Genomic DNA, 11,876 nt, shown 5'->3' with positions numbered 1-11,876 from the left:
GGTGGGGAAAGCCCCTTGATTCCTCCACTGCTGGACGACCGGGGCTTCCGTGACCGTCGCATCCGGCGGGACGCTGTTATAAAGCGCCCCCCATGCTTGAGACCGTCACCAAGGGCTTCCGGGCCGCCAAGAACCGCCTCGCCGGCAAGAGCGAACTCACCCCCGAGCTGGTGGACGAGTCGCTGCGAGACATCCGCGTCTCCCTGCTGGAGGCCGACGTCGCCTTCGACGTGGTGAAGAAGTTCGTCGCCCGCGTCCGCGAGAAGGCCGTGGGCGAGGTGGTGCAGACAGCCGTCACGGACGCGGGGGGCCAGAAGCGCAAGGTCAGCGCGATGGACCACTTCATCAAGATCTGCCACGACGAGCTGGAGGCCCTGATGGGCCCGGTGGACACGAGCCTCCACCTGAAGCCCAAGGGCCAGCTGTCCGGCATCATGATGGTGGGCCTCCAGGGCTCCGGTAAGACGACGACCACGGGCAAGCTCGCCAGCCGGCTGCTCGCGGAGGGGCGCAAGCCCCTGCTGGTCGCGGCGGACATCTACCGCCCTGCCGCCGTGGATCAGCTCAAGGTCCTGGGCGAGCGCCTGAAGGTCCCCGTCTACCACGAGCCCGGCGTGCAGCCGCCCGAGCTGGCGAAGCGGGGCTACGCGGCCGCGCGCGAGCAGAAGTGCGACGTGGTGCTCATCGACACGGCGGGCCGGCTCGCCATCGACGAGACGCTGATGACGGAGCTGGAGTCCATCAAGTCCAACGTGCAGCCGGACACCATCCTGCTGGTGTGCGACGCGATGATCGGCCAGGACTCGGTGCGCACGGCGGCCGAGTTCGACCGGCGCCTGACGCTGGACGGCTTCATCCTGACGAAGCTGGACGGTGACGCGCGCGGCGGCGCGGCGCTGTCCATCAAGGAAGTGACGGGCAAGCCCATCAAGTTCCTCGGCATGGGCGAGTCGATGGACAAGCTGGAGGAGTTCCGTCCGGAGGGCCTCGCGGGCCGCATCCTGGGCTTCGGCGACATCGTCGGCCTGATGAAGGACTTCGAGAAGGTCGTCGACGAGAAGAAGGCCGAGGACGACGCGCGCAAGCTGCTCTCCGGCCAGTTCTCGATGAAGGACTTCGTCGAGCAGATCCGCATGGTCCGCAAGATGGGCCCGCTGAAGGACCTGCTGGAGAAGTTCCCCCTCTTCGGCGACCTCACCGAGCACCTGAACCCGGACGAGAAGGAGCTCACCAAAATCGAGGCGATGTACGACTCGATGACGCAGAAGGAGCGCTTGCGTCCGGACATCATCAACGCCAGCCGCATCAACCGCATCTCCAAGGGCAGTGGCCGCAAGCCGGAGGAGGTGCGCGAGCTCCTGCAGAAGTTCGGGATGATGCAGCAGGTGATGGGCACCATCGGCCAGAACCCGGGCCTCCTGGGCCGCATCCCGGGCTTCAAGCAGTTGGGGCAGCTGGGTCAGATGAAGAACATGGACCTGGGCAGCATGTTCGGGAAGGACCCGAAGGCGCTGGAGAAGGCCATGTCCGCGATGGGCGGAGGCATGGGGGGCATGCCCATGCAGCTGCCGCAGATCGCCCCGGGCTACACGCCGCCCATGGGCCAGGCCGCGATGGCCAAGGCCCGCCTGATGGGCTACGCGCCCCCGGCCGTGAGCAAGCCGGACGACCGCGACGCCATCAAGGAGCGGCGCAAGAAGGAGAAGGAGAACAAGAAGAAGAACCGCAAGAAGAAGTAGCCCGCGGCCTTCTGAAGTCCCTCCCCTGCCCGCGCGTCCCCACCCGAACCCCGGGGGGCGGCGGGCAGCCGTGTTTCCGGGGCCGGACGCCTGTCCTGTTCCCCGGACGGGCATGGCAGTGTTCCCGCTCGGGACCGACCGGTTCCGACCTTGCAGAACACGCCCCCATGCCCAACCTGAAACACCTGTTGCTGTTGAGCTGCATCGGCCTGAGCCCCGCATGCATCGACGTTCCCCCGCTGGAGGACCCGCCCAAGGAGGACCCGGCGGACCCCGACGCGGACTTCATCTTCACGGCGACTGCCGCCCAGGAGCAGGTCCTCCCAGGGGGAACCCTGGACTGCGACGTCCGGCTCGCGTGGGCGGACACCGCGGGAGGCGCCGTCACCTGGAGCCTCGTGTCCCCGCCTGCGGGCATCGAGCTTCAGCCGTTCACCCTGCCCAAGGGAGAGACGCGAGCGACCCTGAGCATCCGCGTGGGAGCGGGCACGGTGCCCGGGGCCTACACGCTGACGCTCCAGGGAAAGAGCGGCACGGTCACGAAGCAGGCCACGCTGACGGTGTCGGTCGGAAAGCCTGGTGACCTGGTGGTGAACTGGGTCGTGCCCACGCCCGGCAAGGCATACACGCGGGGCCCCCTGCTCCTGCAGTTCACGGTGGAAGGAGGCGCAGCGGAGCAGGTGGAGATCCTGAAGGACACCACGGTGCTGGTGAAGCCCACGGGGAGCCCCTATTCGTTCACCTGGGACACCACCTCGGAGGCCGAGGGTACGTACCTGCTGTCCATCCGCGCGACCCGCGGCGGAGCGGTCTTCACCAGTACGCCGAGGACGGTCATCGTGGACCGGACCGCGCCCACCGTGGCGTCCTTCCTGCCGGCCAAGGACGCGGCGACCGTGGGGGTCCACGAAGCCATCCAGGTCACCTTCAGTGAGCCCATGAATCCGCTCTCGGTGACGGAGGCAGCGGTCGGGCTCAAGACGAGCGCGGGTATCGCCATTCCCAAATCGGTGTCGCTCTCCGCGGACGGACAAGTTCTGACTGTCACTCCGAACGATCCCCTGGCTGCTCCAGATACCCTCTCTGTCGATCTCACGCCGCTCGTGAGCAACACCACGGATCTGGCAGGAAACGGAGTGCAGACCGCTCCTACCTGGAAGTTCACGGTTTCCTCCTGGCTTCCTCTCGGTGGAGCCATCAGCGCGGTGGCAGGCAGAACGTCGGCCGAAGATGTCGTCTTGAAGGTGGACCGCGAGGGTCGGCCTGTCATTGCCTGGTCGGAACCCGATGGCTCGACCCGGAACATCTACGTTGCCAGGTGGTCCGGTACGGCCTGGGACATGCTGGGTGCGCCGCTGAGCGGTCTGACTGCGCTTGGAACGGATGCAGCGAGGCCCGACTTGGCAATCGACGCCTCCAACCACCCCGTCGTCGTCTGGGATGAGGCAACTGGCAATGGCCAAGGCCGAGACGTGTTCGCGCGTCGGTGGACGGGAAGCACCTGGACTTCATTGCCATCCATTCCGCTGGTTTCCAGTTCGCAAGAATACGCCACACAAGCGCGGCTCGTCGCCGGGACCAATGAGGACCTTGTCTTCCATGCCACCCAGCACGATGGAAACAACTCGAAGGTCCGTGGGTTCAAGCTTCCATCATCAGGCTCGGCATGGATCGACCTGAACCCTGGCCAACCCGCTGACCATTTCAATGCGGACGGCATCTCAGTAGCAGCATCCGGCACGAGCATCTTCACTGCCTATTCGGCCTACGACGACACAGCCTCACGCCGAGGTGTGGCCGTTCTCGCCAACGACGCGTCTCTCCTCGGGGGAAAAACGCTTGGAACAGACGTACGAGCGCTTTCGGTCGCAGTGGATGCGACGCAGCGCCCCTGGGTGTCCTGGGTACAGTCCCCGGCCCAGGCAGAAGCGGATGGCATGCTTTATTGGGCGCGGTGGGAAGGAAGTGGCTGGAGCACCCCCACACTCGTCAGCAACGATTCCACGGGAAACAATTCGCCCAGCCTCGCACTTGGCGCAGGCACTCCACATGTCCTTGCCTGGAGCGGTGTTACAGCGTCTGAACGCAGCATTCTCGTCAGCCGTTGGGTTGACTCCGCATGGAAGCCCGTGGGAATGCCTCTCAGCGCCTTGACGGCCAGTGGCACCCCTGCCTTTGGCCCTTCCGTCTCAATGGACGCCAATGGGCAGCCACTCATTGCCTGGACTGAGGCTGATGCGACGTCCGCCAACGTGCACGTCTTCAGGCTCAACTACTGACATCACGCAGGGACAGGATCTTGATGATGGGCTCAACCCTGTCGCTTGGGCACCACGAGCCCCCGACTCAATCGATTGAGGACACGGCGCTTCTGCCGTCGCTTGTAGCTTTCATGAGCGTTGTCACCGAGTTCGTTACGGCGAGCTGTTCTTCGTCCGCGATCTGGAACTCAACGGGTGAGAGTGATACCCGCCCTTCCGCGGGCGGGTATCACTCTCAGGCGGAGGCAAGAAGGGTTCCATCCGGAGTGGAAGGTCCACGACGACGCTGAAGACCCGGTAGGAATCCCCAGAGAAAGCGTTCCCCATCCGGTCCTCGAAGTCCCGGTCCAGGTGGAGTTGAGGGATGAACTGCTCGAAATGAGGGTTCGCCTCCAGGAGCCCCCGCCCGCGTGTCCCACCCGAGCCCGGGGGCGGCGGGCAGCCGTGTTTCCGGAGCCTCCGAATCCGGACGCCTGTCCTGTTCCGAGGACGGGCATGGCACTGTTCTCGCTCGGGACCGACCGGTCCTGACCTTGCAGAACGTGCCCCCATGCCCAACCTGAAACACCTGTTGCTGCTCAGCTGCCTCGGCCTGAGCCCCGCATGCATCGACGTTCCTCCGCTGGAGGACCCGCCCAAGGAGGACCCGGCGGACCCCGACGCGGACTTCACCTTCACGGCGACTCCTGCCCAGGAGCAGGTTCTCCCAGGGGGGACCCTGGACTGCGACGTCCGGCTCGCCTGGGCTGACACTGCGGGAGGCGCCGTCACCTGGAGTCTCGTGTCCCCGCCCGCGGGCATCGAGCTTCAGCCGTTCACCCTGCCCAAGGGAGAGACGCGAGCGACCCTGAGCATCCGCGTGGGAGCGGGCACGGTGCCCGGGGCCTACACGCTGACGCTCCAAGGCAAGAGCGGTTCGGTCACGCAGCAGGCCACGCTGACGGTGACGGTGGGGAAGCCCGGTGACCTGGTGGTGAACTGGGTCGTGCCCACTCCCGGCAAGGCGTACACGCGAGGCCCCCTGCTCCTGCAGTTCACGGTGGAAGGAGGCGCCGCGGAGCAGGTGGAGATCCTGAAGGACACCACGGTGCTCGTGAAGCCCACGGGGAGCCCCTATTCGTTCACCTGGAACACCACCCAGGAGGCAGAGGGCACGCACCAGCTGTCCATCCGCGCGACCCGTGGCGGAGCGGTCTTCACCAGCGCGGCACGCACGGTCATCATCGACCGGACCGCGCCAACGGTGGCGTCCTTCCTGCCGGCCAAGGACGCGGCGACCGTGGGGGTCCGTGATTCCATCCAGGTCACCTTCAGTGAGCCCATGAATCCGCTCTCGGTGACGGAGGCGGCGGTGGGGCTCAAGACGGGTACAGGGGATGCCATCGCGAAGTCCGTGGCGCTCTCCGCGGACGGAAAGACGCTGGCCGTGACGCCGCTGAGCGCCCTGACCGCACCGAGCACGGTCCAGGTCGACCTCGCTGCGGCAACGAGCGCCATCACGGACCTGGCGGGCAATGGAGTGGTGAGTGCTCCGGCGTGGTCCTTCTCTGTGCCCACCTGGCTGCCCTTGGGTGGCGCGATCAGCGCGAATGAAGGCAAGACCTCCGCGGAAGGCGCGGTACTGAAAGTGGACCAAAATGCTCAACCCTTGATGACCTGGTCAGAGTCAGATGGGACGAGCAAGAATGTCTATGTGGCTCGTTGGACAGGGACTACGTGGTCCATCCTCGGTAGCGGGCTGAGTGGTCTAGCAGGAGTCGGAACGGACGCGACCCAACCGACTCTTCTTGTTGACTCCATGAATCGCCCCGTTGTCGCATGGCGTGAAGTGGCGGGATCCGGAGGCAGCCCGCAGATCTTCGTTCGCAGGTGGACGGGTACCGGGTGGGAATCCCTTCCGTCAATTCCGGTATTCGATATTGATTGGGGTATTTCTGGGCCGTCCCTCGCAGCGGACTTGAACGGAGTCCTGCACCTCTATGCACTCAATAGCAATGAAGCAATTGCTCAAATCGGGCATTACCAACTGACTGCAGGAGGACAAACCTGGACGCGAACAGCCATTCCGAGGCCGCCAGACTCCGCACGCGTGTACTCATTCTCCACTGCAACCGCAGCAAACAACATCTACGCCACCTACAGCATCCTCGCCCTGAGCAACAATGAGGATGGGGTCCTCATCGGCATTGCCGAGAACGATTCAAGTCCAATGGGGGATCACCTCCTAGGAAAGACTTCCTGGAGCCCATCCATTGCTGTCGACAGCAACGGGCGGCCGTGGGTCGCTTGGGCTGAATCCGCTTCAACCCCATCGTCGGATGGCAGAATTCAATGGGCTCGATGGGAGGGCACGAACTGGACCTCACCTCAAACGATCGACACATCCTCGACAGGCAATACAGAACCCGTACTGGCCATGAGAACGGGAACCCCCTATATCCTGGCATGGAGTGGCATCATCGGCGCGGAGCGGAACATCCTGCTCAGCCGATGGATTGGTGGTAGTTGGCAGGCTGTCGCACAACCCATCAATGCAGTGGCCAGCACTGGCACTCCGGCATCCAAGCCTTCCGTCGAATTGGACTCAAACGGCCACCCCCTGGTTGCATGGACCGAAGAAGATGCGACTTCAGCAAGCATCTATGTTTCCCGCTTCAACAACTAGCTGTGCCCGTGGAGGCCCATTGACAAGTCAGCCTTGACGCTTGGGTACAACCAATCCTCGGCTCAGACGGTTGAGAACACGGCGCTTCTGCCGGCGCTTGTAGCTCTCATGTGCGTTGTCTCCGAGCTCGTTGCGACGTGCCGTCTCCTCATCCGCCATTTGAAACTCGACAAGCGCGAAGGTGACCCGCCCCTTTCGAGGGCGGGCATCACTTTCGGGAGGGGGCAGGTAGGGGTCCATCCGCAGGGGAAGGTCCACGACGAAGTTGAGGACCCGATAGGAATCCCCAGAGAAGGCGTTCCCCGTCCGGTCCTCACGGTCCTCGAAGTCCCGGTCCAAGTGGAGCTGAGGGATGAATTGCTCGAAGTGAGGGTTCTCCTCAAGCAGTCCTTTGAACGGCAGCAGCGAGTTCTCCGTCTGCCCGGGGACGACGAAGTTGAAGGGGAACAAACGCTGCGTCAGGAAGTAGAGGACCGGCAACAGGTCCTCCCGCTTGCGGGTGATGACGCGGAACCGCGTGCGGTCATAGACCTGCGCCGCCACGGTCTCCTTCTTCGCGATCAGCTTCGTGACCAGGGAGTCCCGCGTCTTGATGGAGTGGGCGAACTCCACGATGGGCAAGCCCATCTCCTTCATCTCTCGAGCAACGCCCAGCACCTTCTCCGTGACCATCTCCGCCAGTTCGGCCTCGGAGGCGGCCAGCCGGAAGATCAGGTCACGCCCTTCAATGTGCTGGATGACGTGCATCACCTTCAGAACAATGCAGGCGATCCGCCGGTACCGAGCAAGGCCCTTCGCCCCTGAGGCAAAAAGGAAGAGGTCATGGAGCTCTTCCGGCTGGGCCACCGCGTCCGCGACCCGGTAGTCGAAGGTCTTGCGCAGGTACTCCACGGCATCGGCTAGCACCGTCCGGCCCCAGGCATCGTCGTAGGGCCGCGACACGTCCAACTGGCAGAGGCGCAGGAACCGGTCCACCTCATCCCGCGTCTGGAAGTGCATGCGCCGCCAGTCGATGACCGAGCCACCTCTCAGGATGAGCCGGATGCGCTCAAGTTCACGCAGTCCCATCTCCGACACCGTGCGGACAGGGACAGCCGAGAGGACTGGAACGAGAGAGGGGGCCTTCACAGCGTTGTTCCTATCTGGCTGGAGCCCCAAGGGAAAGCCCCGCAATGCGGAGGGCCCCGCCCTGGAAAGCAGGCTGGGGCCCTCCTGACCACGTCCGCCTGGCTACTTGGCGGCGACTTCCTTGCCCTTCTCGAAACGGCTCTCACGGACGACCTTGCCGTCCTCGCTCAGTTCCTGAACCGTGCCGTTTCGGATGCCCTTCTGGTACTGCTCGATCATCTTCGGCTTGCCGTTGGCGAAGAACTGTACGCGGGTGCCGTGATAATCGCCTGCGGCGAAGTCGGTTTCGCCGGTCTTCACGCCGTTGGCATCCCAATAGGTCCAGTGGCCCGACCTGAAGCCCTCCAGATACTGGCCTTCGGACTGCTTCTGACCGTTGGGCCAGAAATCCACGTACGGGCCCTGAAGGACCGGCTTGATGACTGTTGAGGTCGTCTTCACACAGTAGATGGATTCACTCTTGGTCGTCTTCCCCTTCTGCACCGTGCCCGCCGGGCAGGAGAGCTGCACCTCGGAGGCAAAAGAGGGGGCGGCAATCGAAACCAGGGAAATGACGACGAAGCGAGTCACCACATTCACCGACATAAGCTTGTCCTTCCTTCGGGCGGAAGCCTGCAGACCCATCAGTGTTGCCCGCAACAAAGACGGGGGAACTCATAATTGATTCAACCCGTGCCTGAATCGCCCTTCGAGAAGCAGTGTTCCCTGAGGCCAGAAAAGACACTGCCTCGTCCCTATAACAGGACGAGGCAGCGTCAATGCGCGCAACCGGAATGCGAGATGCCTACTTCGTGATCTGACCGCAGATCTCGTTTCCGCCCGTGAAGTAAAGACCGATGGAAAGCGTGGTGGCATCCGCAGGGCGGCAGAAGTTCATGGTGAACTGAGCCGTCTTCCCAGCGTTCGACGTGGAGTATTGAGAGGGCCGGATAAGGTTGATCCCGGACTGCTCCTGGCCGTCCACGGTCACATACAGGAGGCCCGGCAGACCCGAGCTCTGCGCAGGGAACGTGGCGGAGGAATCCGAGTCAATATAGGCCTTCACCTGAGCCTTGAAGGTGATGGAAGGCGACGTGCAGAAGCTGTCGGCGCCAACGGAAACCTTGGTCACGCTGTAGATGATCGGCCCCGTGGACGTGCTGGCGTTCCACACAGGCTGCTTGCCACCCTTAGAAGGCGTGAAGTTGTCGCACGTGGGAGCAGGCACGGCAGTGCAGGTGGTGCCGCCGCAGAAGCTGCCGTACGCGCACGCCGCCTGGCCCTCACCGGAGCAGTTCGTCGCGGCCGGGCTGCACACGCCAGTGGCCTCGTCGCAGGTGTTGTTGGCGCCGCAGTCGGTGTCCTTGGTGCAGCCCGCCGGGGTGGAGCCGGGCTCCTCGCAGCGCTTGGACACGGTGCCGCAGACCAGGGTCGAGGAGTCGTCCGTCTTGCACAGCTCGTCGGTCTTGCACTGGCAGACCTTCTGCGTCTTGCTCGAACCGGAGAGAACGGCGCACTCCTTCTCGCTGTCCGGGCAGTCCGCGGCGCTCTCGCAGGTCTCCATACACACGCCGGCGGTCGTGTTGCAGAAACCGGAGGAGCAGTCGGTGTCCGACGTACAGGAATCAACCGTCGTCGCGTCATCGCCACAGGCCGTCAGGGCCAGGCTCATCGAGCTCACCGCGGCGAGCATCACCATCATCTTACGCAGCTGCATTCGGAACATCCTCCTGGATGGGTTACGTCGCCCGGTGTCTCCGGCCACCTGACTCCAGACACCGGGTTTGAAGTCGAGCGGGCTTTAGTCCTCTCGCTCCAGACGTGTCAACGAGTGTCGACCGACCTTTCCACGGCTCCCACACGTGGAAATTCACTGTTCACGAAAGCGCACAATCCTGACGCACGTCACAGCGACATCGCCGTCATACGTGACGGCGATGTCGCTGCTGGATTTCAGAACGTGAACGGGAAGTCGATGGGCTCGCCCTGCTTCTGATGCCTCGGGAACGACCAGCTCTTGATGAGGCCCGTGATGCACGTGGCCATGTGGCTCGAGCGGAACTCGTCCGTGCGGCACGACACCCCGGTCGTCTTGCCGCTCGTCTGGACCGTCCAGCGCATCACCAGCTTGCCGCTGAGCGACGGGTCCTTCTGCTTCTGCTCGTTCACGCACCTCACGATGGCCGGCTTGTTGTTCAGCACCACCTGCATGATGTCCGACTGCTGCAGGCGATCCAGCGTGCCGCCGCCCGGCTCGGGCGGGATGTACGCCGTCGCCGTCGGCTTGCTCGCGGGCTTCGCGGCCGCCGGCTTCTTCGTGCCGAACAGCTCGTCGAAGTCGTCATCCCCGCCACCGGAGCTCGACGACGAAGATGCGGAAGGCTTCGACACGGTGATCGCGTCGCCCTCGTCGTCATCCCGCGAGGAGCCTCGGCTCCCGCTGGAGCCCGACTTGCGATGGTTGCGCGAGTCCACGCGCGCCACCGCCGTCCCCATGTTGGGCGTCGTGGAGGCAGGCTTCACCTCCGCCGCGGGAGGAGGCGTCGGCGTGGCGGCCGGAGCCGCCGCCACGGCGGGCGCGGCCGGAGTGCCAGCGGCGGCAGGCGTCCCCGCGGCTGCCGTCGCCGTGCCTTCCGCCGGCGTTCCGGCAGGAGGGGTCGGCGTCGCCGCGGGCTGCACCGCCGCCGGAGGAGGCGTCTGCACCGCAGCGGGAGGCGGCGGCATGGGCGGAATCTCCGCCTTGGGGGTCGGCGCGGCCGCGACCTGGACCGGCTGCTCCGCGGGCCGCTCGGACGAATTGCCGCGCGCCACGAAGACGACCGCGGCGCCCGCCATCACCAGCACGCCCGCCGTCACCGCGACCATCATCCCCGTGCGGCCCTTGCCGCCCGTAGGTGCCGCCGCGGGCGGCGGATAGGCCGCCGGATAGCCCGGAGGCGGATAGCCCTGGGGCTGCTGCCCGTACGGCATCTGGGGCTGCTGCGGCGCATAGCCCTGTGGCTGCGGCGCGTACTGCTGCTGCACCGGCGGCTGCGGCGCGTAGCCCTGCGGCTGCGGCGGCGCGTAGGCCTGGGGCGCGGCGGCCATCATGGCCCCGGGCATCGACGGAGAGGACACCGGCTCTGGCGGCGGCACGGGCACGTCCAGGAGGCGCGACTGTGACAAAGGCTCGCGCTCCAGCGACGGCGCCGGACGCGGCGGCGGCTTGCTGAGGGCGTCGTTCTCCTCCTTCACCAGCGAGGCCAGCACGCTCGCGGCCGAGGGCTTCCAGCCCACCGGCTCCTCGACCACGGCCGAGTTGCCACCCGCGCCCGGACGGGAGGCGCCCGCGCTGAAGGCGGACTCCACCGGACCAGCGGGAAGCGTGGGCGACGACGTGGACACCGGCGCGGGCGCGACGATGACCGGCTTGGCCGGGCGCGGCGCCAGCACCGACGCCAGCTCCGCCGTCTCCGACAGGGGAATCCAGTCGCTGAAGCCCGAGCGCCAGCAGAGGTTGTCCGGGCCCACCTCGCCGCGGTCCCAGGCGTCCTTCACCTTCTCCACCGTCCAGGGGCCCACCTGCTTCTCGTCGATGGCGACGTACCACTCGTGCGACGCGGCGGCGGCCTTCTCCTCCGCGGTCGGCTCGGCGGCTTCGGCCTCGGCGAGCTTGCGCACGGCCTCCGCCTTCGCGGCCTTGGCCTCCGCCTCCGCTTCCGCGGCCTTGAGCTTCTGCGAGCCCGTGCTCAGGACCTGGTCGAAGACCGCGCCGATCTCATCCTCTTCCACGTCCGTGAAGAGGCCACCCTCCGGCGGCGTGCCCAGCGAGGCGGGCAGCCCCGTGCCGGACGACTCCACGATGCGGGGCGCGTTCGCATCCGCGCTGCTCTTGGCCTCCGTGGACGCGGAGGCCTCCGCTCCGCCCTCCTTCGACGCCGATGCACCGGCGGGCCTCACCAGGATGGTGTGACCGCACTTCTTGCAACGAAGCTTGACCCCCTTGGGGCCAACCTTGTCGTCGCTGATCATGTACTGCGCGCGGCAGCTGTCGCAGACGAAACGCATCGTTCCCGTAAGCCTCAGAAATGACGGGCGAAATCCCGTCGGAATCGTAGGAGTGGC

At 65.4% G+C, this 11,876-nt stretch carries 7 protein-coding genes; 3 read left to right on the top strand and 4 right to left on the bottom strand.

Annotated features, from left to right (window positions below; genetic code table 11):
* Positions 1-92: 92 nt before the first annotated feature.
* The 3 genes from ffh to D7W82_RS12755 all read left to right on the top strand — a co-directional run bounded on the left by ffh (position 93) and on the right by D7W82_RS12755 (position 6,665).
* Positions 93-1,739 carry a signal recognition particle protein gene (gene ffh, locus D7W82_RS12770; RefSeq protein WP_120618606.1) on the top strand — a complete coding sequence of 549 codons (1,647 nt, stop codon included), beginning with the start codon at positions 93-95 and terminating at the stop codon, positions 1,737-1,739.
* A 167-nt stretch (positions 1,740-1,906) separates the two neighbouring features.
* Positions 1,907-4,018 carry an Ig-like domain-containing protein gene (locus tag D7W82_RS12765; protein ID WP_120618605.1) on the top strand — a complete coding sequence of 704 codons (2,112 nt, stop codon included), beginning with the start codon at positions 1,907-1,909 and terminating at the stop codon, positions 4,016-4,018.
* Between the two features lie 532 nt (positions 4,019-4,550).
* Complete coding sequence (locus D7W82_RS12755; protein ID WP_147439302.1) at positions 4,551-6,665, top strand: Ig-like domain-containing protein; 2,115 nt, start codon at positions 4,551-4,553, stop codon at positions 6,663-6,665.
* A 27-nt stretch (positions 6,666-6,692) separates the two neighbouring features.
* Here the strand turns inward: D7W82_RS12755 and D7W82_RS12750 are convergent, their stop codons facing one another.
* The 4 genes from D7W82_RS12750 to gltJ all read right to left on the bottom strand — a co-directional run bounded on the left by D7W82_RS12750 (position 6,693) and on the right by gltJ (position 11,819).
* A complete protein-coding gene (locus tag D7W82_RS12750) occupies positions 6,693-7,793 on the bottom strand; it encodes a TIGR04552 family protein (RefSeq protein ID WP_199727741.1) in 1,101 nt (366 codons plus the stop codon).
* Between the two features lie 102 nt (positions 7,794-7,895).
* A complete protein-coding gene (locus tag D7W82_RS12745; RefSeq protein WP_158617644.1) occupies positions 7,896-8,378 on the bottom strand; it encodes a toxin-antitoxin system YwqK family antitoxin in 483 nt (160 codons plus the stop codon).
* A 199-nt stretch (positions 8,379-8,577) separates the two neighbouring features.
* Complete coding sequence (locus tag D7W82_RS40050; RefSeq protein ID WP_147439301.1) at positions 8,578-9,489, bottom strand: hypothetical protein; 912 nt, start codon at positions 9,487-9,489, stop codon at positions 8,578-8,580.
* 236 nt (positions 9,490-9,725) lie between these two features.
* Positions 9,726-11,819, bottom strand: coding sequence for an adventurous gliding motility protein GltJ (gene gltJ / locus D7W82_RS12730; RefSeq protein ID WP_120618599.1), 2,094 nt, complete (start codon positions 11,817-11,819; stop codon positions 9,726-9,728).
* Positions 11,820-11,876: the final 57 nt, after the last annotated feature.

The organism is Corallococcus sp. CA049B (genome assembly GCF_003611685.1).
GTDB lineage: Bacteria > Myxococcota > Myxococcia > Myxococcales > Myxococcaceae > Corallococcus > Corallococcus coralloides.
Note: the sequence above shows the minus strand (reverse complement) of the source record. Positions and strands in the feature narration are given on the sequence as shown.